At 36.2% G+C, this 26,098-nt stretch carries 19 protein-coding genes and 1 pseudogene; all 20 read left to right on the top strand.

The features are described 5' to 3' along the window. The first annotated feature begins 89 nt into the window (after positions 1-89). Positions 90-401 (top strand): hypothetical protein, encoded by a 312-nt coding sequence (locus tag ACWPVO_RS04975; protein ID WP_007894841.1) that lies wholly within the window; start codon positions 90-92, stop codon positions 399-401. 3 nt (positions 402-404) lie between these two features. Further along, a complete protein-coding gene (locus ACWPVO_RS04970; RefSeq protein ID WP_000394211.1) occupies positions 405-536 on the top strand; it encodes a Maff2 family mobile element protein in 132 nt (43 codons plus the stop codon). A gap of 723 nt (positions 537-1,259) precedes the next feature. Further along, the gene (gene ltrA, locus ACWPVO_RS04965) at positions 1,260-3,119 is read left to right on the top strand and encodes a group II intron reverse transcriptase/maturase (protein WP_454206952.1); all 1,860 of its coding nucleotides are present in this window, start codon (positions 1,260-1,262) and stop codon (positions 3,117-3,119) included. A gap of 103 nt (positions 3,120-3,222) precedes the next feature. Further along, positions 3,223-3,369, top strand: coding sequence for a Maff2 family mobile element protein (locus ACWPVO_RS04960; protein ID WP_000504426.1), 147 nt, complete (start codon positions 3,223-3,225; stop codon positions 3,367-3,369). 19 nt (positions 3,370-3,388) lie between these two features. Next, positions 3,389-4,252: a VirB6/TrbL-like conjugal transfer protein, CD1112 family gene (locus ACWPVO_RS04955; RefSeq protein ID WP_000466901.1), complete on the top strand. Its 864-nt coding sequence runs from the start codon at positions 3,389-3,391 to the stop codon at positions 4,250-4,252. A 17-nt stretch (positions 4,253-4,269) separates the two neighbouring features. Then, complete coding sequence (locus ACWPVO_RS04950) at positions 4,270-4,533, top strand: hypothetical protein (RefSeq protein ID WP_007894829.1); 264 nt, start codon at positions 4,270-4,272, stop codon at positions 4,531-4,533. Between the two features lie 3 nt (positions 4,534-4,536). After that, positions 4,537-4,926 carry a PrgI family protein gene (locus tag ACWPVO_RS04945; RefSeq protein ID WP_034440670.1) on the top strand — a complete coding sequence of 130 codons (390 nt, stop codon included), beginning with the start codon at positions 4,537-4,539 and terminating at the stop codon, positions 4,924-4,926. Further along, positions 4,838-7,267, top strand: coding sequence for a VirB4-like conjugal transfer ATPase, CD1110 family (locus ACWPVO_RS04940; protein ID WP_007894666.1), 2,430 nt, complete (start codon positions 4,838-4,840; stop codon positions 7,265-7,267). The genes ACWPVO_RS04945 and ACWPVO_RS04940 overlap by 89 nt, the downstream gene beginning before the upstream one ends. A 4-nt stretch (positions 7,268-7,271) precedes the next feature. Next, a complete protein-coding gene (locus ACWPVO_RS04935) occupies positions 7,272-9,404 on the top strand; it encodes a CHAP domain-containing protein (RefSeq protein ID WP_007894794.1) in 2,133 nt (710 codons plus the stop codon). Between the two features lie 12 nt (positions 9,405-9,416). After that, the gene (locus tag ACWPVO_RS04930) at positions 9,417-9,653 is read left to right on the top strand and encodes a conjugal transfer protein (RefSeq protein WP_454206948.1); all 237 of its coding nucleotides are present in this window, start codon (positions 9,417-9,419) and stop codon (positions 9,651-9,653) included. Beyond that, positions 9,631-11,820 (top strand): CD1107 family mobile element protein, encoded by a 2,190-nt coding sequence (locus ACWPVO_RS04925; protein ID WP_007894787.1) that lies wholly within the window; start codon positions 9,631-9,633, stop codon positions 11,818-11,820. The genes ACWPVO_RS04930 and ACWPVO_RS04925 overlap by 23 nt, the downstream gene beginning before the upstream one ends. Positions 11,821-11,918: 98 nt before the next feature. Then, positions 11,919-13,625 (top strand): DNA topoisomerase 3, encoded by a 1,707-nt coding sequence (locus tag ACWPVO_RS04920; RefSeq protein WP_007894717.1) that lies wholly within the window; start codon positions 11,919-11,921, stop codon positions 13,623-13,625. An 84-nt stretch (positions 13,626-13,709) separates the two neighbouring features. Further along, on the top strand, positions 13,710-14,513 hold the full coding sequence (locus ACWPVO_RS04915) for a KilA-N domain-containing protein (protein WP_002843620.1): 804 nt from the start codon (positions 13,710-13,712) through the stop codon (positions 14,511-14,513). Between the two features lie 84 nt (positions 14,514-14,597). Further along, on the top strand, positions 14,598-23,354 hold the full coding sequence (locus ACWPVO_RS04910) for a helicase-related protein (RefSeq protein ID WP_454206945.1): 8,757 nt from the start codon (positions 14,598-14,600) through the stop codon (positions 23,352-23,354). Between the two features lie 22 nt (positions 23,355-23,376). Continuing rightward, on the top strand, positions 23,377-24,054 hold the full coding sequence (locus ACWPVO_RS04905) for a DNA-binding protein (RefSeq protein WP_454206943.1): 678 nt from the start codon (positions 23,377-23,379) through the stop codon (positions 24,052-24,054). A gap of 110 nt (positions 24,055-24,164) precedes the next feature. Then, the gene (locus tag ACWPVO_RS04900) at positions 24,165-24,386 is read left to right on the top strand and encodes a helix-turn-helix domain-containing protein (RefSeq protein ID WP_000701009.1); all 222 of its coding nucleotides are present in this window, start codon (positions 24,165-24,167) and stop codon (positions 24,384-24,386) included. A 97-nt stretch (positions 24,387-24,483) separates the two neighbouring features. Further along, positions 24,484-24,630 carry a hypothetical protein gene (locus ACWPVO_RS04895; protein WP_454206940.1) on the top strand — a complete coding sequence of 49 codons (147 nt, stop codon included), beginning with the start codon at positions 24,484-24,486 and terminating at the stop codon, positions 24,628-24,630. Beyond that, a complete protein-coding gene (locus ACWPVO_RS04890) occupies positions 24,627-25,112 on the top strand; it encodes a response regulator transcription factor (RefSeq protein ID WP_454206938.1) in 486 nt (161 codons plus the stop codon). Before ACWPVO_RS04895 ends, ACWPVO_RS04890 begins: the two co-directional genes overlap by 4 nt. Further along, positions 25,102-25,179 (top strand): hypothetical protein, encoded by a 78-nt coding sequence (locus ACWPVO_RS04885; RefSeq protein ID WP_454207192.1) that lies wholly within the window; start codon positions 25,102-25,104, stop codon positions 25,177-25,179. The genes ACWPVO_RS04890 and ACWPVO_RS04885 overlap by 11 nt, the downstream gene beginning before the upstream one ends. A 264-nt stretch (positions 25,180-25,443) precedes the next feature. Further along, a pseudogene (locus ACWPVO_RS04880) lies at positions 25,444-26,076 on the top strand (sensor histidine kinase); the annotation flags it as partial. Positions 26,077-26,098: the final 22 nt, after the last annotated feature.

Below are 26,098 nucleotides of genomic sequence, written 5' to 3'. Positions count from 1 at the left end.
CTAAGGAAAACTAAATAGCAAGAGTATCAGCGATTGGAAAAGAAAAACTCCGATCGCTTTTTTATTGAAAAGAAAAGGAGAAATTTTTAATGAAGCAAGAAATGATTAACATCAATGCCAATTTATTGGCAGAACCAACTTTTTCGAGTTTTGACAAAGAGGGAGAAGCTGTTGAAGTTGTAAACTTTACGCTTGTAAAAAAGTATGGGAAAGGCAAGGAATATATCAACTGTGCCGCTTATGGAGAAAAAGCGGAGAAAGCAAAAGTCTTTGAAAAGGGCGATTTGATTCATATCTTTGGTTACTTCAAGAAGCGTGAAAAAGACGGAAAGACTTACAAAAACTTTGTTGTGAAGTCATACAACAAGATTGAAAAGAAAGAAGAAAACGAGGAGGAATAAATTATGGAATTTTTTACACAGGCAGTAAATGTATTAAAGATTTTAGTTATGGCAGTAGGTGCAGGACTTGGAGCATGGGGCGTTATTAACCTGATGGAAGGTTATGGTAATGACAATCGTGCGACACGTTCATAAGTGAAAAGCTTATGCACTAAGTCGAAGGACTGAAAGTTCAAAACTTAGGAGAACTGGCAATCTGATAGGTAGAATGACGGGGTAACGCCCTGAAATGCCTACACTGATACTCCGATTGGCAATGAATATTAGACTATTTCATTGTCAAAAGCTCGGTGAAGTCGGCAGAGAGTAGCCGTAAGACTGATATTAACATCAGACACGAAAGCTGTTCAGAGGTGGACGGTGCTACCTATATGTCGGGTGTCGAATACGCATGGTGAGAATGTGTATACCAAAGCACTGACGTACTTCCGAATGTAAGGGTCTAAACGTTTGAATTTGCCTAACGGCAATTCCCATCAAAGATGGGGTGTTTGTGGATGAGTAAGAATGGTTGTTATGAAAATCCATATATCGTTACAGGCGATATGGTGAAAACTAAACACAGGCTTAGAGGAAGAACCTAAACGTATTCAAAGATAAGATTGTCGGAACGTGGTAAGCCAAGAGCATGGAAGCAGTCTAATGCTAATGAAGTGTTGAATGGGAAAATGACTGAAAAAAAACAGCATATAACCATTCTTTATCTCGGTGAAAGTGGTGGCACAGTACCTATGAAGCGAAAATAATAAGTTCGTGGAGGGATAGCCACCAGTCACAGGAAAGTACAAGAACTGAAATTAAGACAAACACAGCTTCGAGTATGACAAAGAAAATCAAATCCGAAAGGAGATGGTGACTGTGTCCACTTCGAAACAAACACTGAAACAAAGCAAAATCCGTTATACGGAATACTATGACTTGCAAAAAGTCCTTGATGATTTATATGAAGATAGCGGTAATAATAAAGTATTTTCAAATTTAATGGAGTTGATAACTTCAAGAGAAAATATTAAACTTGCCTATCGTAGTATAAAAGGGAACAAAGGAAGTCATACGGCTGGGGTAGATGGCAGAACAATAAAACATCTATCAAGGCTAAATGAAGAGGAATACATTTCTCTCATACAAAAACAGTTTCATTGGTATAAGCCACGCCCTGTAAAGAGAGTGGAAATGCGAAAGCCTAATGGGAAAATTAGACCTTTAGGAATACCAACTATTGTAGATAGAATTGTACAACAATGTATCTTGCAAATATTAGAGCCGATATGTGAAGCCAAGTTTCATGACAGTTCCTATGGGTTTCGACCTAACAGGAGTACGGAACACGCTATTGCAGAATGTGCAAGACTAATGCAGATACAGCACTTACACTATGTAGTCGATATTGATATACAAGGATTTTTCGATAACGTATATCATGCAAAGCTCATAAGGCAGCTTTGGAATTTAGGAATCCAAGACAAAAAGTTACTTTGTATCATTAAGGAAATGCTTAAAGCAGACATAGTTATGCCCGATAAAAAGGTAATTACACCAACAAAGGGAACACCACAAGGCGGAATATTATCACCGCTACTATCTAATGTAGTCTTGAACGAATTAGATTGGTGGGTTTCATCTCAATGGCTGACAATGCCTACGCATTATCCATATAAACAGAGAACGAACAGTCAAGGAACAGAGATAAAAAGCCATACTTACAGAGCTTTAAGAACAAGCAACCTAAAAGAAATATACATTGTAAGGTATGCTGATGATTTTAAGATATTTTGCCGTAATTACTACGATGCAAAAAGAACCTATCAGGCAGTTACAAAATGGTTGCAAGACAGATTAAAACTAAATGTGAGTGAAGAAAAATCTAAAATAACAAATCTAAAACAAAGGTATTCGGAGTTCTTAGGATTTAAGCTTAAGGTTAAACCAAAAGGCAAAAAGTTTGTTGTACAGTCGCATATAAGTGATAAGGCACTGAAAAATGCAAAAGAAAATATTTCTAAATGTGTTGCGGATATAAAAAGACCTGCAAACGAAAAGGAACAGTACAAAGCAATAGCCAAGTATAATGCCACTGTTTCAGGCTTGCATAATTACTACCAAATAGCAACAAATGTAAGTTTGGACTTTGCTAAAATAGCCTTTCACATTAAAAAGCAGATGAACAACAGACTTGATATTAAAACCAGTGGAATGCTAAACAAAGGATTTATCAAAGAAAAATATGGAAAAAGTAAACAGCTTCGCTTCCTTAATGGACATCCGCTAATTCCAGTTGGATATATTAGGACAAAGGACGCAAAACACAAGAAAAAGGTTGTAAATAAATACACTGTAAAGGGCAGAGCTTTTATTCATAAAAATCTGCAAATCGATGTAGATACACTTGTTTGGTTGATGAGACATCCTGTACTTGATAAGAGTATAGAGTTTGCAGACAACAGAATCTCGCTCTTTGCAGCTCAATATGGCAGATGTGGGGTAACAGGTGTAAAACTTACACCAAACTATATACATTGCCATCACAAGATACCGCTTGAACAAGGCGGTACAGACAGTTATAGCAACTTAATTCTTGTTACAGAAGCAGTTCATATACTTATCCATGCAACAAAAGAAGATACAATCCAAAAATATATAAAAGAGCTTGGCTTAACGGTCAAGCAGATCGAGAAATGTAATAAGCTTAGAAAAATGGCAGGATTGCCACTAATTTAGAAAAAAATAATTTGTTACGAAGTGTGTAAGTCTTAGTTAAAACGTGAAAATCTTTCTTGTGATGGAACGCCGTGTGCGGTGAAAGTCGCATGCACGGTGTGAAGTGGGGGAAAATCCGGAGATAACATCAAAGGATTACCTATCACTATCGGGTGCAAAATCTCAGGGCATTAAGCAGCTTATGGCAGGAGGCGGCATTGTCCTTATCGGATTAAAGCTGATTCCGCTTCTTGCAAATGTACTCAAGTAAGAAGAAAAGGAGAAATTAAATGTTTGGGATATTCGACAAGATAGAGGAGTTTTTCAAAGATCTTCTACTGGGCGGTATCCAAGCAAACTTAGAGTCCATGTTTCTTGACATCAACGATAAAGTTGGTGCGATTGCAACGGATGTGGGAAAGACACCGATGGGGTGGAACGGACAGGTTTTTAGTTTTATCAAAAGCATTAACGACTCTGTCATTATCCCCATTGCAGGGCTAATCATAACGGCAGTCCTTTGTATCGAGCTTATCAATATGGTTATGCAAAAGAACAATATGCACGATACAGATACCTTTGAATTTTTCAAGTACATCATAAAGATGTGGATTGCCGTATGGTTAGTGTCCCATGCTTTTCAGTTTTCTATGGCAGTCTTTGATGTTGCACAGCACATGGTAAATAAAGCGGCAGGGGTAATTAACACCTCTGCCGTTATCTCCGGAGATCAGATTGTAACGATGGTAGAAGGCTTAAAAGATAAAGGTCTTGGAGAGCTTGTCATGATACTCTTTGAAACCTCGCTCATAAAGGTGGCAATACAGGTCATTTCCATTGTGATTATGCTTGTGGTATACGGCAGAATGTTTGAGATTTATGTTTACTCATCCGTTTCAGCCATTCCTTTTGCCACAATGGGAAACAAAGAGTGGGGACAAATCGGAACAAACTATATCAAAGGCTTATTTGCCATAGGATTACAAGGACTCTTTTTAATGGTTTGTCTTGGAATATACGCAGTATTAGTTAAAACAATACAGATAACAGATATACACACAAGTACCTTTACGATACTTGGATATGCGGTTTTGCTGGGGTTAATGATGCTAAAGAGCGGAACACTGGCCAAAAGCGTATTAAATGCACACTAAAAGAAAGGAAATATATGATGAACAAAAGAAAAACAGTATTGATAGCAGTAGCAGTTGGAACAGGTATTTTGGCAGTAATGGATAGAATCAGGCTTCACAGCAAAGTGGAGGACTTGGAAGAAAGAACAAAAGACATCGGTCGCTGCCACAATGATTTTTGTCTAATGCAGGAAAGATATAACAGAAGTACAAATGAACAGATTGCAAGTATTCAGGAAGAAATCGGCTCCGTATATGAGCATATAGAGGAGCTTTCAAAGGGTAAAGAAGATGGGAGGTAAGTTATGGCGTATGTACCTATCCCAAAAGACTTAAAGAAGGTAAAAACAAAGGTTGCATTCAACCTGACAAAAAGACAACTGATAGGTTTTACGATTGCAGGACTGATTGGAATACCAATCTATTTATTTATGCGAAAGGTTGTTCCAAATGATATAGCAGTCATCTTTCTCATTGTGTCTACTCTCCCTATATTTTTTACCACTCTTTTTGAAAAGGATGGACTTAGCTTTGAGAAATACTTTAAGTATATTTACCTTCATAAATTTTATCAGCCACAAAAAAGAGTGAGAAAGGAGGTTTATCTTGAAAGACAAAAGAAAAATTCAGCAGCTAAAGTTAGAACAAAACCAAAAGAAGTTAAGAAGTCAAAAACAGGACTTAAAGCAAAATAAGGGAAAGTCTAAAAAAGATAGGGGCGGATTACTTGACCTTATCTTTAGGAAAGAACCGAAAAGATACACTGTTGAAGATACCATTCCCTATCTTAGACTCTTAAAAAGCGGGATATGTCAGATTGATGAAAAGCATTTTAATAAGAGTATTGCCTTTGAGGATATAAACTATCAGCTTGCCTTAGAAGAAGATAGAGATTTGATTTTTAATCAGTTTGCAAATTTTCTTAATTCCTTTGATCCAAGTGTCAGCATAGAGTTTTCATATATCAATCAGCTTGGCAGAAATGAAGAAATGAAATCAGCTATTCAAATACCGGATAAAAAGGACGGGTTTGACGATATTCGCCTTGAGTTTAGAGAAATGCTCAAAAGTCAGATTGTAAAGGGAAATAACGGACTGAAAAAATCAAAGTATGTAACCTTTACAGTGGAAGCGGATAATTTAGAGCAGGCAACATCAAAACTGGAAAGACTGGAGATAGATATATTATCGAGTCTTAAAAGTATGGGAGTAAGAGCAGAAAGCCTTAACGGAGAGGAAAGGCTGAAGATACTTCATGATGTTTTAAATCCGAATAAGACCTTTGAATTTTCATATAAGGACTTAAAGAAGAAAGAAAGCACAAAGACATACATTGTTCCTGATGAATTTAACTTTACACCGTCAAGGTATTTTAAGTTTGGAAAATTTATCGGAGCAGCAAGTCATTTTCAAATCCTTGCAAGTGAGCTTTCCGACCGTATGCTTGCTGAGTTTTTGGATATAGATGATAACATCAATATCTCTTTTCATATCAAGGCAATCGAACAGTCGGAAGCCATCAAGATGGTAAAAAGAAAAAATACCGATATTGACAAGATGAAGATTGAGGAGAATAAAAAGGCTGTAAGAAGCGGTTATGATATGGACATTCTTCCAAGTGATTTAATCACCTATGGAGAAGATGTAAAAAGCCTCTTAAAAGACCTCCAGACAAGAGATGAAAGAATGTTTGTTGTAACCATTATCTTTATGAACTTTGCAAGGACAATTCAAAAGCTGGACAATACCATTTCTCAAATCAGCTCTATTGCCAATAAGCATAATTGCAAGTTAAAAAGGCTTGATCACTCACAGGAGCAGGGCTTAATCAGTGTACTTCCACTTGGGGTAAATAAGATTGAAATTGACAGAGGACTAACCTCATCATCTACGGCAGTATTTATGCCTTTTACCACAGAGGAGCTTTTCATAAATTCGGCGAACAGTTTGTATTACGGACTAAATGCCCTAAGCCATAACCTGATTATGGCAGATAGAAAGAAACTGAAAAATCCAAACGGTCTAATTCTCGGAACTCCGGGAAGTGGTAAGTCCTTTAGTGCAAAAAGAGAAATGGCAAATGCCATTCTTACAACCGATGATGATGTGATTATCTGCGATCCAGAAGGCGAGTACGGAAACCTTGTTCGTCAGTTTAAAGGAGAAGTCATAAAGGTCAGTAGTAAGTCAAAAGACTATCTAAATCCCCTTGACATCAATATGAACTATGGCGATGGGGACGCACCACTAAAGGACAAAGCAAACTTCATTATGTCGATGCTTGAATTAGTAGTTGGCGGTAGTGGTCTTACAGCAGAAGAAAAGTCGGTTATAGACAGATGCCTTCCTAAGATTTATGAAAAGTATTTCGAAAATCCAGAGCCTTGTAATATGCCCATTCTTCAAAACCTATATGATATGTTAAAAAATCAGGAAGAAAAAGTCGGTAAAAAGCTGGCAACGGAAATGGAGATTTATGTAACAGGCTCTCTTAATGTATTTAACCATCAGTCCAATGTGGACTTAAATAAGCAGCTTCTTTGTTTTGATATTAAGGAACTTGGAAGTCAGCTTAAAAAAATCGGAATGCTTGTTATTCAGGATCAGGTATGGAATAAGGTATCGCAAAACAGAGGAAATAAGGCTACAAGGTACTATATCGACGAGTTTCACTTGCTTTTAAAAGACGAGCAGACAGCTTCCTATTCCGTAGAGATTTGGAAAAGATTTCGTAAGTGGGGAGGAATCCCGACAGGCATTACACAGAATGTCAAAGACCTACTGATGAGTAAAGAAATTGAAAATATCTTTGATAATACGGACTTTGTTTTAATGCTCAATCAGGCTTCCGGCGATAGAGAAATTTTAGCAAGGAAACTTAAAATCTCACAGCCACAGCTAAAATATGTAACCAATTCCAATGCAGGAGAAGGACTTTTGTTCTTTGGAAATACCATTGTTCCTTTCCTTGATAAGTTCCCGAAAGACACAATCCTTTATCAGAAGATGACAACCAAGCCTGAAGAAGTGAGGTAGGCTTATGGGAAAGAAACTGAAAAAGGACTTTAAGGAAAGGCAAAGAGCAAGGATAGAAAAGGAAACATTGCAAAGTAATGGCAGTATAGAGCCTGAAGAAAGTAAGTTAAAGCATAACGATGATTACAGAGGAAAAATTGTCCATGATAAAGACCGATTTCAAGATAAGGTGCATGAAAAGGTCAGTAAGAGAAGCATAGAAACTGAACAAAACGGAAAAACTTCCAAAAGAAATGCAAGGTATAGAGCTTCTGATAAGGATAGCGTAGCTTTTGTCACTGAAACAGGAAGATCGGATTATATTACGGAGGTTAAAAATGGAATAATCTATGATCCTTTAGGAAAAGACCTCGACAATGACGGAATCATAGATAGATATGACAATGACTTTAGGGACAGCGACTATTTTGAGTCAACTTATGATGTGGATGATAATCTCCATAAAAAAGATGAGTTTATTGGAAGTTCCTCTAAAAGTTATGAGGCTAAAAAGAGAAAGCATAAGAGGAAAAACTACACCGAAAGCCTTTATACAAGAAAAAAAGAAGATGTATCAAAGGAAAATAAGACTGAAGGTAAAAAGGCGGGAACAGATGCTGTCAGCGAAAAAGTTCATAGCAGACTTTCTAAAGAGCAGAAGAAAAAGCTAAAGAAAGATATGGTAAAAGTATCTGCCCTTTCAGGACTTGCTAAAGGAAGTGAAACCGTAAGAGATTACTTATCCCATGGAAGCGATGAAAACAAAGGGGTGGAAGCAGGAGAAAAGACAGCGGACGCAAGCTCGAAACTCATTCATGGCATAAAGAAATATTCTGATAAGAAAAAGGCGAAGAAAGGATATGACCTTACGAATAAGGACTATAAAATCAGAAAGCGAAAATCCAAATTGGAGTTTCGAGATGCCAAAGAGGAGCTAAAAAAGACACAGGAGTATCAAAAAGCAAATAACTTTAAGCGATTTCAGAAGCGAAAGCAGATGAAAGATTCCATTAAAAGGCAGAATAAGTCAAGGCTTAGAGATCGCATTAAGGAAGGGCTTATAGGCAGTCTTAAAAGTTCAAAGGAAGTCATATTAAGAAAAGCAAAGGGACTTATGATTATCTTCATAGGTCTTATTATTTTGGGAACTTTCTTTATCAACTTTGCAGGAACGGGAATGACAGGCTTTATGAACTCCACAAGTTCTGTTCTTACAACAAGCTATTTGTCAAAGCCAAATGTCCTAAATGAAATCAATCAGAACTTTTCCGCTATGGAAAGTGAGCTTCAAAACGAGGTTGATCATGTCAAAGAGAATTATCCCGGATATGACGAGTACATCCTAAATAACACAGAGTACATCGGTCATAATGTCCATGAGCTTTTATCCTACATTACATCAAGGTGCGGAGAAGTAAAGAATGTATCGGAAGTAAGCTCCGTATTAAATGAGCTTTTTAAGTCCATGTATGACCTTGAGTATAAGGAAGAAGTAGAAATCAGATACAGGACAGTTACAGAAACCTATACCGATGAAGATGGAAATGAATATACCGAAAGCCATGAAGAACCTTACGAGTACAAGAAACTCATTGTAACCCTTCATAAAAGGGAAATGGACAGTATCATCAGAGAAGTCTTTGCGAACTATCCTGACAATCTAAAACACTATGAAGCCTTATTCCTTGCTCAAGGCAATATGGGAGAAGCCTTTGGTAATAGCGACCTTATTGCTTCCAATGGAGGTATCGGAGGTGGAAAAGAGTATGAGGCTTCTACGGAAGTTCAAAAGAAGATTGTAAATGCTGCATACATTACGCCATCTCCGGGTGCAGGCTGGTGTGCTATGTGGGTGTCGCAGGTCTATCAAAATGCAGGACTTGGATATATCGGAGGAAATGCTTGTGATATGTACCGAAACTACACCTTTACATCAGATAAATCAAAACTCAAGGTAGGAATGCTTGTTGCAGTTGAAAGTAGTAGTAGCGGAAGTACAGCAGGACTTACCTATGGTCATGTGGGAATTTATATAGGCGATGGCAAGGTAATAGATAATATCGGGCGAATCAGAGTAACTACCTTAGATGATTGGATAGCAACTTTCTGCAAGCACCATCCCGTAGGTTTCGGCTTTCCGCCAAATGTAAACAGATAAGGAGGACACAATTTGAAAAAAGAACTTACAGCAGTAAAAAACAGAATAAAGAAATTAAAAGATAAAAAGGCTCTAATTGATGAAGAATTGGAGCCTTTGTTCATTCGTGAGGAAGAATTTGAAAACGAAGAAATTATTGCCATTTGCAGAAAGAACAACATTACAATCAGTGATTTAATGGCAAAAGTAAACAGAGAAAAAGCAGAAGTGAAAAAGGAGAAGACAAATGAAAACCAGTTTGAAAAATAAAAGAATTACAGCTATTGTTGTAGCTTTTACCCTCTTAATGGGTGGAGTTTTAGGGGTGTTAAAAGTTGGTGCAAAGACAGTATTTGCGTCAAATGAACCGCCTGAAAAATATGAAACATATTATGAACTGAAATTCGAGGATCATACTTCAGATGACACCTTTAGAGGATTTTATTATGTCGGAAAAGAAAATAAAGAAGGTCAGCCATTGAACTTTAAATTTTCCTTATCAAAATCTTTTGAAGAAAAGGGAGGTGTAGTTGTCGATAAGTATAATGAAACCTTTACCAATGAGAATATGGACAAGGAAAATGAGTTAGATGATCTAAGATACATGACAAAGAAACCCTATCCATATTATCGAATTCACAATGTAGGGACAGGTGCTTTTACAAGTATCGTTTCTCCAAGAGATAAGGATAATTACTATATTGGAGATATTACAGAAAATGCGGAAGAACGAACTGTAAAAGGAAAGAAAGCAAATGTCATTGTCTATACCTGCCCTGTTTTACAGTTAAATAGAAAAATTGAGAAAGTAACAGTTGACTATGAGGGAGAGCTTAAAGAGGAAACAAAGAACGCTATTATTGGCAGAGTAAAGGAAGCAAATCCAAATATCAATAATGTCAAAGAAATTAAGATTATTAAGGACAAGCTGATTATTGAAACATGGAATAGATTTCATACCGGTGTACCCTACCTTGAATTACCTTTAGAGGATTTATATAAGAGAGTAGCGAATGCGTCAGCTCAAACAGACAATAAGGATACTAAGGATCAGGAAAGTCAGACAAAAAGTGAAGTAAAGGTCAAATATCAATATCAGGATGGAAAGGTATATAAGGAGTATTCAGCTTTCTTTGACAAAAATCAGGTGATTGATGCGTCTGATCTTGAAATGCTTCCTGATAACATGAGCTTTAATGACGATTTTGTAAACTATACAGTAAAAGGAGATGGAAGCGATAGTATTATCCGAATTGTAAAGAAGTTAGAAAGTAATGCTCAGACGCAGACGGAAAAGCCAAAAACAGAAGATAAGGGAACTCAAACAGAGCTTAGCAAAGATGATATTTCCAAAATGGAAAAGGAATCTAAGGAACTTCAGGAAAAACTTGATAAGCTAAATCAGGAGATTAAGGACAAGGATAAATTAAGCGACAAGCAAAAGGAGAAAATCAAAGACCTTGAGGAAAAAATAGATAAGCTGAAGGAAAAACTTGAAAAGGGCAAAGACGATAAAGACTTATCAGCAGATATGAAGAAGGAGATAGACAAGCTAACTGAGAAAATTAAGGAGCTTGAGAAAAAGACGAATGAGGTTGGCAAAGCTCCTGTTACGCATAATCCTGTTGTAACACCAATCAGCCCTATCTCTGGAATGAAAACAGGAACAGGAAACTTACCTCAAACATCGGTAAGTAATATGGGTAAAGGCTCATCATCACAGGATAATACAGGAAAGATTACAAAGGACACAAATGTTGGCAAGACCGATGGAAAAGAAAAAGAAGTTCGTTATCCCAATAAGCTGACACCGAAACAACCTGCCAATAACAGCAGTCAGGATTCCTCTATGGATGGTTCAAGTAAGAATGTAAATACCAATAAAGGAGTTGCTTCTGCTCCATCAAAGGCAAGAGGAACTGTTACGGAAAATAAGGATAATGCGAACAAGGATTATCCGATTCATCATGGAGATAGCAGTGATAAGAGAGAAACGGATATGTATTCAGCGGATGCAAGACAGTTTGTTACCTTTACTACTAAGAATGGCAAGACCTTCCATTTAATCATCAATCACGATGAGGATAGCGAGAATGTTATGCTCCTAACAGAAGTATACGAAGATGATCTTCTTAATATGGTTGAAAAGAAAGAAGCTCCAAAACAGGAAATTACAAAGGAAGAACCTGAAAAAGAAGAACCTAAACCTGTAAAAAAGGAAGAAAGCAGTAATACAGGAACCTACTTAATTCTCATTCTTGTAGTAGCAGGAGCATTAGGTGCAGGATATTATTTTAAGGTCGTTAAGAAAAAGGAAGATAAGGAGCTTGAAGGCTTTGAGGAGGAAGATGATGATTTCTTTTCAGAAGCGGAAGAAAGCGAAAATGAAGTAGATAAAGCAGAAACAGAAGATAAGGAAGATGATGATTTGGAATAAATTTGCACCCAAAACTATCTCATATTTGGTGCAAAACACAGGGCGAGAGAGTAAAATCTTTCGCCCTTTTATATTGAAAAACAGGAGGAAAAATATAGATGAAACTTGTAATTGCTGAAAAGCCAAGTGTTGCAATCTCTATTGCAAAAGTGATTGGAGCTACAAAAAAGAAAGACGGATACTATGAGGGAAACGGATACAAGGTAAGTTGGTGTGTTGGACACTTAATTAAAATGGCAAATCCGGAAAGCTACGATGAAAGGTACGCAAAGTGGAATATGGCTGATTTGCCGATTATTCCAAAAGAATATAAGTATGAGATTGCAAAGTCCACAAAGAAACAATTTACGATTCTTAAAAAGCTCATGGACGATAAGGACATAGACATCGTGATAAATGCTTGCGATGCAGGGCGTGAGGGAGAAGCAATCTTCAGGCTTGTCTACAATCAGGCAAATTGTAAAAAGAAGATGAAACGCCTTTGGATTTCATCAATGGAAGATAGTGCCATAAAAGAGGGTTTTGATAACCTGAAAGACGGAAGTTTTTACGATAATCTATTCGAATCATCACAAGCAAGGGCGATTGCAGATTGGCTTGTGGGAATGAATTTAAGCAGACTCTATTCGTGTCTATACAAGCAAAATTACAGTGTGGGAAGAGTTCAAACACCTACCCTTGCCATGATTGTAAATAGAGATGATGAGATAGCAAATTTTAAGAAAGAAAAATATTTTACAGTCGAACTTTCTATGAATGGTTTTACACTATCAACAGAGAGAATTGATGATGAGGTTGCTGCTGAACAGCTAATCAATTTAGTTGGCGATAAGATAGGAATTACCGATGTTATTCAAAAGGAAAAGATAACAAAGCCTGATTTGCCTTTTGACCTTACAACACTTCAAAGAGAGTGCAATAAGTATTTTGGATATAGTGCCAAGCAAACACTTGATTATGCACAGAGCCTATACGAGAAAAAACTGATTACCTATCCAAGAACAGACAGCAGATGCTTAACGGAAGATATGATTGTAAGTACGGTTAATAACATTTTAGGGAAAAATGATTTTGATACAGAGCGTATTAAGACGGTATTTAACTCTGAAAAGGTTACGGATCATCATGCTATTATCCCGACAATCAGTTCCTTAAAAGAAGATGTTTCAGAACTTCCTTTAAGTGAAGCTAAAGTTTACTTCCTTATATCCGATAAATTCCACGCAAGTGTGGGCTATCCTTTAGTGGAAAATACAACGAAGATTGTAGCTGAATTCGATAGCTTTACTTTTACAAGCTCAGGTAAGACAATTAAAGATGAAGGTTTTACAAAATATCTTAAAGAATATAAGTCTAAGAAAAATGAAGATATGGTACTTCCTGATGTGAACATTGGTGATGTATTGAGCATTGAAAACAAGGAAATAAAAGAAAAGTACACAACACCACCGAAACACTTTACTGAAGATACGCTTTTGAAAGCAATGGAAGTGGCTGGTAATGATGCACTGGAAAAAGGTGTAGAGGTCGAGCGAAAAGGACTTGGAACACCTGCAACAAGAGCAGGGATTATTGAAAACTTAATTTTCAAAGGATTTATTGAGAGAGATAAGAAAAACCTTATTGCTACACATAAGGGAATCAGCCTTGTAACGATTGTAGCTGGTACCTTTAAATCCGCAGAAACAACAGCAAAGTGGGAAATGGAGTTATCGGATATTGCACAGGGAAAATCATCAAAGAAAAATTTTTTAGAGGCAATTGAAACTGAGATAAAAGAAGTGGTTTCAACTTATAGCAAGTAAGATGGCACTTATTTTAAGATGGAAAAAATGCCCTAAAAATGCTATAATATAAGATAATCAATGTAATGATTGAGAGGTGATTATGTGTCTAAAATAAATGTTGAAGGTTCAGAAATCAGCATTATTGCCATAGATAATAGGGATTACATTTCTTTAACAGATATGGTTAGAAATATTGAGAACGGATCTGCTTTAATAGAAAAATGGCTTAGAAACAAGAACACAATAGAGTTTTTAGGTATTTGGGAAGAAATGTATAATACCAATTTTAATTCCCCCGAATTCGAGGGAATTAAAAATGAAGCAGGATTTAACCGATTTATTTTATCTGTTAAGCAGTGGGTAGAAAAAACGAATTCTATCGGTATAGTTGCGAGAGCAGGAAGATATGGCGGAACTTATGCTCACAAAGATATAGCATTTGAGTTTGCTTCTTGGGTATCTCCATACTTTAAATTGTATTTGATTAAGGAATTTGAACGCTTAAAGGAAGAAGAACAAAAGAAGTTAGGCTGGGATATAAAAAGGAATTTGGCAAAAATCAATTATAGGATTCATACAGATGCCATTAAAAATAAGCTTGTACCCGAAAAACTTTCAAAAGAAAAAATCAACTTTATTTATGCAAGTGAGGCGGATATTCTTAATGTTTCTTTGTTTGGAATAACAGCGAAAGAATGGCGTGATGAAAATCCGGATTTAAAAGGGAATATTAGAGATTATGCAGATATATCGCAGCTTGTATGCCTTTCTAATCTTGAAAATCTTAATGCGGTATTTATAAATGAGGGCATGAGTCAATCTGAAAGACTGGAAAAACTAAATTCAATAGCAATTGAACAGATGAAAATATTATCCGAGAGTGAATCAATTAAAAAGTTGAAATAAAAGGATAATATCAATATGTAGTACAAAGGTGATTAGAGTAAAATCTAACCGCCTTTTTTTCATGCAAAAAAGAAGGAGGTAAACATGCGAATAAATGATTTTCATAACATCTTGGAGCTAATAAAACAAGATATTCTGCAGAGTGAAGCAGAGTATCTGAAGCTCTTAAAGGTTGTCGGAAACAATCAGAGGTATGACTTTAGAAGTCAGTTAAGTATTTATGATAAAAATCCTGAAGCGACAGCTTGTGCCAAGTTTGACTACTGGAGGGAACGCTTTAATCGAACTGTTATGAGAGGACAAAAAGGTATCCCCATTTTAGAGGACTATGGCACATATAAAAAGGTGGACTATATCTTTGATATAAGTCAAACCGTTTCCCAAAACAGAGATGTCAATGAAGTAAATCTTTGGAGATTTGATAAAGAATCTCATAGAGATGTATTAAAAGAAATGATAAAAGTTGAAGGCTATGAAGAAAGTGAAAGCACCTTAGAAAACATCTTTTCTTTAAGCAGGCTCTACGGAGATAAAAAGATAGATAGCTTGATGAATGAGCTTAGAATATCCGATGAGGACAGAATAGCCTTTACCAAGTTTGTGAGGAACTCGGTAAGCTATGCAGTAGCTTCAAGATTTAAGTTAGACTATCCTATGGATACGGAGCTTCTAAAGGAAAACTTTGCAATGCTTGACAGCATTTCTCTTATGAGCCTTGGAGAAACGGTGTCGGATATTAGCGGAAATATAATTGATGCTACCATTCAAAAAAGCAAAGAGTTAGAGCTTCAAAAAGAAGTGTTAAGAGGTAAAGAAGCAGGATATAATAAAATAAAAGAAGAATTAGAGGAGGTAGAAGAAAATGTACTTCGACGAGATGATCAGGAAAGAATTAGTGAAAACGAGCGAATTTTCCGAAATGGAGAGTACGGACGAGATAATAGAGAAAATCAAAGAGAATACGCTGAATCAGTTAGAGGAAGAGATGGACTTTATGAGGGAATATCCGAATCCGGTGTACGCAGTGATGAGGCTGGATTATCTTTCAAACAGCGAGGAGCAGAGCCACTTCGAGATGTTAGTGGATCTATACAAGGAGAAGAAGCTGATAGGACACCTGATGGATATTCAGAAACAGGCAATAGAGTTTATGAGAGCAGAGAAGCCGAAACTGATGATAGCTTGGAAGATAGAGGACGAGAGCCATCCGCAGTACAAAGCGATGATTTCAGCTCTCAAAGAAATGACAATCAAGGAAATAGTGGAAATCTAAAAGAAAATACGGATAAAGAGATAAGAGAAGCTGACAAGGCTTCTTTTTCTTTGCCTGAAAACAGATTAGGACAGATTAAACTTACAATACCTCTTACTCAAAATGATATTGACAGTATTCTTGTAAACGGTGGAAATCATGAGGGTGGTAGACTTCCTATTATTGCTGAATTTTCCAAAGGGAAAACAGTAGAAGAATTAGGAGAATACCTTAAAGATACCTTTAGAGGCGGAAACGGTTTATTTCTTAATGGAACAGAAGTATCTTCCTGGTATTCGGATAAAGGTATTCATTTAGCTTATGGAACTTCTGCAAGAGAAGATAGCACGCAAATTTTAAGCTGGAGTAATGCTGCAAGAAGAATCAATGAACTTTTGGAAAATGGAGAGTTTGCAACAAATGTAGAGCTTTCTGAAGCACAGGACTATGAAAGAGATAGAGTTTCAGAATCCTTATGGTATCTATACCACGATTTAAGTGAAGAAGGGAAAGCACAAGGCTATTTTGACTTTATAGAAAGAGGTGGTGGCTTTCCGAAAGAAACAAGACAGTTATCGGAAGCTCTTAAAAATCCTGACTATCTAAAGAATGTTATTTCCGAGTACAGTCGCTTTTTGACAGGATATAAAGAAAACAAAGATGTACTAAGGTTTCATTATCACAAGGTAGATAGCCTTTACCAGAGATTAGAGGAGCTTGCAATTCCGAGAAAGGAATATATCTCTAACTTAACCGAACTTCCAAAGGTACATGGCTTTATTACAGAAGATGAAGTCCTTGCTACGATTTCAAGAGGAAGCGGCTTTGATCAAGGGAAAGAAAGAATTACAAAGTATTTTAAAGAAAACCATACGCTTCAGGAAAAAGCAAATTTCATAAAAGACGAGTATGGAATTGGTGGAGGTTCTCATGCTGTTTCAGGCGAAAGAGGAAGTGGAGAATGGCACGATGCAAAGGGACTTAAATTACAGAAGAATCATTGTAACGATGTTTTTCTTACATGGTCAAATGTAGCAAAGCATATAGATGAACTGCTTTCTAAGAATCTTTATCTTGAAGAAAAGGACATTGAAAGAAAGGATGAGATAGAAGAACAAAAAGAGCCAAGTTATTATTCTAAAGATGATCCAAATAATCTAATGACTGATGAAATGCTTGAGAGAGTGCCTGAGCTTTATGCACAGGAAGATGTAGCCTTAGCAGACAAACAGGTTCATGCAGCATACATCATTCCATTTAGAAGTAACTGGACTTGGTATATGACGGAGTATGACAGGGAAAGTAAAGATGCTTTTGGACTTGTTTTAGGAATTGAACCTGAATGGGGATATTTTAATCTTGAGGAGCTAAAGGAATTAAATGCCCAAAGACTTGTTTTAGAGGATTTCCCAAAGACCTTTAGAGAACTGAAAGACAGTGAACTTAAAAAGCAGATGGATGAGCAGGAGCTTAACCATGTTTTTAATGGAGAACTCAGTTTTGAGGACAATATTGCAGAGCTTGAAGCACCTGAAGAAGTAGAAGAAAGAATACAAGCAGAACCTTTTCAGGCTACCTTATTAGATTATCTAAAGGAAAAAGAAGAAGTAGAGCTTAACGAAAAAGAGGACAGCCCTTTAGATGAGTTTGCAGTTAAAGAAGGTGATATCGTCTATTTTAATCATGAGGAGTACAAAGTAAGGGAGATTTCTAAAAATCAAATCACAGGAAGAAATGAGTTGTGGCTTGATCCTGCAAGGCAAGGTAATCATCAAATACCGATTGTATCCTTTACTGATAATGAGGATTTATTAAGACAAGTAAGTCTTGAAAGACCTGAATTTATCATCGGCGATGAAGTGAAGTATAAGGGGAAAGACTATACCATCACAAGATTTGATGATATGGGGAATAATCTAAAGACCGTAACGGTTAAGGATAATACCGAATATCTTGGCGGTATGATTACAGGCTCCGATGTAATTCCTTATCGTAAGGAAAGTGAGCTTGATAGAATCTTTGAAAATATGACCAATGAGAAGCCCGAAAAGACTTTTAAGGAAGCAGAAATAAAGAAAAATGAGGCTCACAATTTCAAGATTGCAGAAGAAACGATCCCTGCAAAGTTATCTCCAAGTGAGAGATTAAACAATAATCTTGAAGCAATCTCTATGCTTAATAGGATTGAAAGTGGAGAACGAGAGCTTGATACTACAGCTCAGGAAGTTTTAGCAAAATATGTAGGCTGGGGTGGATTATCTGAAGTCTTTGATGAAAGTAAGGATGGACAGTGGAAAGAGGCAAGAGCCTTCTTAAAGGAAAATCTATCGCCATCAGAATATGAAGCTGCAAGAGAATCTACCCTAACGAGTTTTTACACACCGAAAGCAGTCATTGACGGAATATATAAGACGCTTTCAGGTATGGGATTTAAACAGGGAAATATCCTTGAACCGTCAATGGGTGTTGGGAACTTTATCGGTAATCTACCTGATGAAATGAGTAAGTCAAAATTTTATGGTGTGGAACTTGATTCGGTAAGCGGGCGTATTGGAAAACTCTTATATCCTGAAAGTGATATACAGGTTAAGGGGCTTGAAGAAACTTCCTTTTCCAATAACTTCTTTGATGTAGCAATCGGAAATGTTCCATTTGGAGAGTATAAGGTAAATGACAGGGAATACAATCGTAATAACTTTCTTATCCACGATTATTTCTTTGCCAAGTCCATTGATAAGGTAAGAAACGGCGGTGTTATCGCCTTTATTACATCTTCAGGAACAATGGATAAAAAAGACGAAAGTGTAAGACGCTATCTTGCAGCAAGAGCCGAATTTTTAGGAGCAATCAGACTTCCAAATGATACCTTTAAGGGTGTTGCCGGCACAGAAGTAACTTCGGATATTATCTTCCTAAAGAAAAGAGATAGCGTATTAGAGCGCGATGAAGATTGGATACACCTTGCAGAAGATGAAAATGGACTTTCATATAACAAATACTTTGTTGATCATCCTGAACAAGTGCTTGGCACAATGCGTGAGGTAAGCGGAAGATTTGGAAAGACACTCACTTGTGAACCGATAGCTTTTTTAGGGCAAGAGAACAATATGGCTTCGTTAAAGGAGCGTATCGAGATTGCAGGAGAAAGAATTTCAAAAGATGCCAAGTATGAAGAAGTAGAGCTACTTGATGATGAGATCACTTCTATCCCTGCAACTGATGATGTAAAGAACTTTTCTTATACCTTAATTGATGATGAAGTCTATTACAGAGAAAATTCACTCTTTATCAAAAAGGAAGTATCAGATAAAAACAAAGAAAAAATCAAGGATTATCTTGAGCTGAATGCTGTTTTAAAAGATGTAATTTACAAGCAGAAAGAAGATTTTAGCGAGGAAGAAATCAAGGCTTCACAGGAAAAACTAAATGAAGTATATGATAACTTTTCAAAGAAGCATGGCTTTGTAAATAACCTAAGTAATACCAGAGCCTTAAAAGAGGATAGCAACTTCCCGCTTGTTTCTTCCATTGAAATCCTTGATGAAGAAGAAAACTTTAAGGCAAAGGGAGATATTTTCTCCAAGCGAACAATCACAAAGGCGAAGGTTATCGACCATGTAGACACTTCCCTTGAAGCTCTTGTTTTATCGGTATCTGAAAAAGGCTATGTGGACTTTGACTATATGGGAAGTCTTACAGGAAAAGACAGAACGACCTTAATTGAGGAGCTTCGAGGGGAAATCTATCTAAATATCAGAGAAGAGCAAAACTTTTACAGACCGCTTTCCTTTAATTTAGAGGATGGCGATTTACCTTTTGCTTGTGCAAATGGCAGCAATTCCTATAAGTATGGCTATGTAACAAAAGATGAATATTTAAGTGGGAATATCAGGGACAAGATTGCCATTGTAGATAGCTACTTATCAAAGCTCAGACAAACGGAAAGAGAGCTGCCTCATCTTGGCTATGAAAAAAATGGAAAAGAAAAAGAACTGATAAGCTATGAAATGAACCGTTTGGAATATCAAAAATCAGAGCTTACCAAAGTTCTTCCAAAGGAGCTTGAAGCAAGTGAAATCAATGTGCGTCTTGGTGCAACTTGGATACCGATTAAAGATATTGAGAAATTTATTTTTGAAACGCTGAAAACTCCGGGTTATGCAAGATGGGATATTAAGGTTAAGTTTTCAAGCCTTACAAGCGAATGGAATGTAGAAGGAAAAAGCAAGGACAGAGGAAATGACCTTGCAGAAATGACCTTTGGTACATCGAGGGTAAACGCCTATAAGTTGATTGAAGATGCCTTAAACCTTAAAGAAACAAAGGTATTTGACCAGATTGTAAATCCGGACGGCTCTAAAACTTCTGTCTTAAATAAAAAAGAAACCATGCTTGCAGGACAAAAGCAGGAGTTATTAAAAGAAGAATTTAAGAACTGGATATTTAACGATCAGGAAAGAAGAAGCCGTCTTGTAAAGCTGTATAATGAGCGTTTTAACTCTATCCGTAACAGAGAATATGACGGAAGCAATCTCTCTTTTGAGGGAATGAATACGGAGATTGACTTAAGACCTCATCAAAGAAATGCCATAGCAAGAAGCCTTTATGGAGGAAATACCTTGCTTGCCCATGTAGTAGGAAGTGGAAAGACCTTTGAAATGGTAGCTTCTGCAATGGAGAGTAAAAGGCTTGGGATGTGCAGTAAGTCCTTATTTGTTGTACCCAATCATTTAACAGGACAAATCGGGCGTGAGTTTATGCAGCTATATCCATCGGCTAACATTATGGTGGCTGATAAGAAAGATTTTGAGCCGAAAAACAGAAAGAGATTTATAGGCAAGATTGCTACAGGGGAATACGATGCGGTTGTTATCGGGCATACGCAGTTTGAAAAAATCCCTATGAGTAAGGAATATCAGGAGAAGCATATCCAAGATCAGATTGATGAAATCGTAAATTATGTAGAAGAATACAAGCATGATAGGAACCAAAACTTTACAGTAAAACAGCTTGAAAAGACAAAGAAAAAACTGGAAACAAGGCTTGAGAAACTAAACGATGATTTTAAGAAAGATGATGTCATTACCTTTGAGGAGCTGGGAGTTGATAAGCTCTTTGTTGACGAGGCACATGGCTTTAAGAACCTTTATCTCTATACCAAAATGAGAAATGTTGCAGGTATCGGACAGTCAGAAGCCTTTAAGTCCTCCGATATGTTTATGAAATGCCGCTACATGGATGAAATGACAGGTGGCAAAGGCGTGGTCTTTGCCACAGGAACGCCTGTAAGTAACTCAATGACCGAGCTTTATACCATGCAGCGTTATCTTCAGTATGAGAGCTTAAAGAAAAATAATCTGGAGCATTTTGACTCTTGGGCTTCTACCTTTGGGGAAACACAATCAGCTTTTGAATTATCTCCTGAAGGTACAGGATACAGGGTTAAGACAAGATTTTCTAAATTCTATAACCTTCCTGAACTAATGAGTATGTTTAAAGAAGTGGCAGACATTCAAACGGCAGATATGTTAAATCTTCCAACACCTGAAGCTAACTATGAGGTTATTAAAACAGAGCCTTCTGAAGAACAAAAGGAAATATTAAAGAGCCTTTCTGAAAGAGCAGATGATGTCAGAAATAGGGTTGTAGAGCCAGATGTTGATAATATGCTTAAGATTACCAACGATGGTAAGAAACTCGCCTTAGATCAGCGTTTAATCAATCCACTTCTTCCTGATAATCCTGATAGCAAGGTCAATGTATGCGTGAAAAATGTCTTTTCCATTTGGGATAAGACAAAAGAAAACAGGTCAACACAGCTACTTTTTTCCGATATGTCTACTCCAAAAGGAGATGGAGAATTTAACATCTATGATGATATTAGAGATAAACTTGTGGATTTAGGAATACCAAAGGAAGAAATTGCCTTTATACATGAAGCCAATACCGATAAGCAAAAAGATGAACTCTTTGCAAAGGTAAGAAAAGGCGAAGTTCGTATCTTAATGGGTTCTACGCAGAAGATGGGAGCCGGAACGAATGTGCAAAACAAACTTATTGCTTTGCATGACCTCGATGTGCCTTGGCGTCCTGCTGACCTTGAACAGCGTGCGGGTAGAATTGTAAGACAGGGCAATGAAAATGAGAAAGTGAATATCTATCGTTATGTTACAGAGAATACCTTTGATGCCTATTTATGGCAGACGATAGAAAATAAGCAGAAGTTCATTTCTCAGATTATGACTTCAAAGACTCCTGTTCGTGTGGCGGAAGATGTGGACGAAAGCTCCCTTAACTATGCAGAGATTAAAGCCCTTGCCACTGGCGATCCTAAGATTAAAGAAAAGATGGATTTGGACAACGAGGTTACAAAACTAAAAATGCTTGAAGCAAACTATAAGTCTAACCGTTACAGATTAGAGGATAAGGTTGCGAAAAACTATCCTGAAGAAATCGCAAGAACGGAAAAGCTCATTGAAGCTGTCAAAAAAGATATATCCAATGTAGAGCCAAAAGCGGAAGGTGAGGAAAAGTTTACTTCTATTACCATTGCAGGAGAAAAGATTACCGATAAGAAATTAGCCGGAGAAAGACTGATTGAAGCTATAAAGACCGTAAAATTAAATGAAAGCAAGGTTATAGGAAAGTATAGGAATATGGATTTAGAGGTAAGCTATAACTTCTTTACCAATGAGCATAACTTTAGCTTAAACGGTGCTGCAAAGCATTCGGGAGAGCTTGGAACAAGTGCGGACGGTAACATTACAAGACTGGATAATGCCCTTGAGAAAATGCCCGAGAAATTAAACAGGCTTGAAGAAAAACTTATCAGCACAAAGGAACAACTTGAAAATGCCAAAGAAGAACTCAAAAAGCCTTTTGAAAAAGCTGATGAGTTGAAGACGAAAGTGCTTCGCTTGGCAGAACTGAATAAGCTACTCGATATGGGAGAAGTGGAAGAAAAGAGAAATGATAATCCACTTGTAGAAGATGTAAAAAGGGCAATCATTGATTTCTGTAACAGGGAGTACGAAGAGAATCATAGCTATGATGAATTTAATACTCTATATCCTGACCAAAAGCACATCGGCATCGCCTATACCAATACACCGGATGAAAGACATGGTGTTCAGTATGAGCTTGATTTAGAGGAAAAAACTTGGACACAGTATATTGATGATACGCCTATCAAAACAGAGGGCTTTGATTATGAAAACAAAGGAGAGAATGAAGCTCTAAGGAATATGAAAAATGAAATAGAAATGTCCTCTTTTAACGATTTGGTTTATGTTGATTCCGAAGATTTAAGAGCAGCAACAGGTCTTGATATTGACGATGAAGGCAACTTCTATGATCCACTTTCTAAAGACCTTGATAATGACGGTATTCCTGACAGATATGACAATGACTTTAAGGACAGTGATTATTTTGAGTCAACTTATGATGTGGAGGACAATTTTCATAACAAAGAAGAAACCATACAAAAATCAGATGATAAGCCATCTATTTTAGGACAGATAAGAGCCTATCAAAATGAAAGTAAAACAGAAGAAAAGCAAAAAACAAAAGAACAGGAATTTTTAAGATAGGGAGGGGAACCTCCCTTTTGCCATGAAAGGAGATAAAAACATGGATTACAAAACAATGAGAAATCAAATAGAAGATATGGTAAATGATAACCACAAGGACTTTGTGAAGGCGATTATAAGCGTGGAAAAAGGTATCAATGATGAAAGTGCTTTGGATAAGCTCTATGACGCTTATATGGACAATGACAGCCTTAATTTGCTGCATGAGGAATTTGACTATATGATTGAGGATTTAAGAGAACAGGGACAGATAAAAGACCTGCCTTATGCTCAGGAAGAAAAGGATAATCTTATCAATATTGTTGGAAATATCGTTGGAGAGGTTGATGTAGTTGAAAGGGAAAATAAGAACGGAGAAGCCTTTAAGGTAGCGAATTTCTCCGTAGTATCTAAAGACGATGAAGGGAATAAGGTCTATCATAATTGCTCGGCATACGGAGAAAAAAGCGATATTCCAAAGGACTTTAAGCAGGGAGATTTTGTTAAGCTCTTTGGACAAATCAGAACATCCATTGATGATAACGGCAAGGAGCATAGCAACATCAGGATACTTTCTTCAAAGCTGTTAAAGGCAAAGGAACAAACGACAGGACAAGAAGAAAAGAAAGAATCTGTACTTGGAGCTATTAAGAAATATCAGGCTGAAGATAAGGAAAAGCCAAAAGAAAAGAAAGAAGTAAGCAAAGAAGCTGAGAGATAAATTTATGGTCGGTGTGGTCTTGGGACTGCACCGACTCTTTTTTATTTGGTGAAATTATGATATAATTAATGAAATAAAAGTTCAACTATATGAATATTAAGGATGGTAATATGAAAATAAACTATAATGGGCTGTGGAAACTTTTAATAGATAAAAATATGAACAAAAGAGACCTACAGGAAAAAGTTGGTATAGCTCCTGCAACGATAGCTAAAATGGGAAAAGGTGAATTTGTCAGCATGGAAATTCTCTATAGAATTTGTATTGAACTGGATACAGATTTTGGTGAACTAATTTCATTGAATAGGACAAATAATATAAATAAGTTTTAATTTTTATAAAGAACCTTTAGACTTTAGATTGTATATCAAATGATGTATTTTCCTTTGATGATGACTATGTTGAATAGTTATTATGGAGGTATGAGATATGAGAGAGATAATAATTATAGATGATGATATTGCATTATGTAATTTAATTAAAAAATGTTTAAGCACAGATGGATATTCTGTAGACATTGCTAATAATGGATTAGATGGATATAAAAAATCCAAAGTTCAAACAATCTGTGCTTGATTTTATTAGATATTATGCTCCCTGACTTTGATGGATTTCAAGTTTTGGAGATGATAAGAGAAGAATACACTGTTCCAGTTTTAATGTTGACTGCAAAGTCTGATGATGATTCGAAAATTTATGGACTTAAACAAGGTTCGGATGATTATCTAACTAAGCCCTTTAATATCAATGAACTTAAAGCAAGGGTTGAAGCTATGGTTAGAAGATTCACAGACTTTAATCAGAAAAGCATAGACCAGTTTAAAGAAATCATAATAGAAGATATGAGAATAGATAAAGAGAATAGAACTGTAAAAATAAACGATAACAATATCGAATTAACAAGTAAAGAATTTGATTTGTTATATTTTATCGATCTAATAAAGGGAGAATTTTTACAAAAAAACAAATATATACGAATGTTTGGGAAGAAGATTATCTTTTTGATGATAGTAATATCATGTCCTTTATCAGTAAACTCCGAAAAAAATAGAACCTAACCCTGAAGAACCGACTTATATTTTGACAGTAAGAGGTGTGGGTTACCGTTTTAGTAAGGGGGAATGATGTATGGATATAAAAACTATCATAATTTTGATACTTTTATGTGTGATCCTATATTTAGTAAAAAAGATTACGCATATAAAAAAGGAAATAGATAGGATTCAAGAGGTACTTGTTGATATCAAAAATGGTGATTACAATCGTAGAATTTTAATTAAGAAAAATGATACTACAGAAAAAATTTGCCACGATATAAATGAGATAACACTACGAAGTCAAAATAAACTAATAGAGCAGAAACAATCCTAGCAGGCATATAAATCACTCATGACAAGTTTATCTCATGATGTAAAAACTCCTTTAGCATCTATGGTTGGGTATTTGGAAGCAGTTCAAGAAGGACTTGTTACAGGTGATGAAAAAGATGACTATATAAAAGTTTCTTTAAGTAAAGCACATTACTTAAAGGATTTTGTAGAAAAACTTTTTGATTGGGTAAAATTGGATTCAGGAGAATGGAAGTTTTCTTTTGCGGATAAGGATTTGAACGAATTAACAAGAAATGTGATAAGTGATTGGATTCCTATTTTTGAAGAAAAACATATAAGTTATGAAATTGAAATTCCGGAACAGGAATGTAATATAAGGATAGATGAAAATGCTTATTTTAGAAGTTTAAACAATATAATTAACAATATTATCGTTCATAGTAATTGCGATAGAGTACACTTGAAATTAGAAAAATCGGATACAAAAGTTACTTTGACGATTTTAGATAATGGAGATGGTATAAGTGAAAAGGACTTACCATATATATTTGACAGAATGTATCAGGCAGATAGTTCAAGATTAACAAAAGGTTCAGGACTTGGATTATCAATCTCCAAAGAATTACTGCGAGTAAATAATGCTAAAATAAGCGTAAGTAGTGTGCCAAATATAAAAACTGTTTTTACTGTAGAGTTTGCAATGCAAATAGCTG

It is taken from the genome of Peptoniphilus sp. Marseille-Q6390 (assembly GCF_965119475.1).
Note: the sequence above shows the minus strand (reverse complement) of the source record. Positions and strands in the feature narration are given on the sequence as shown.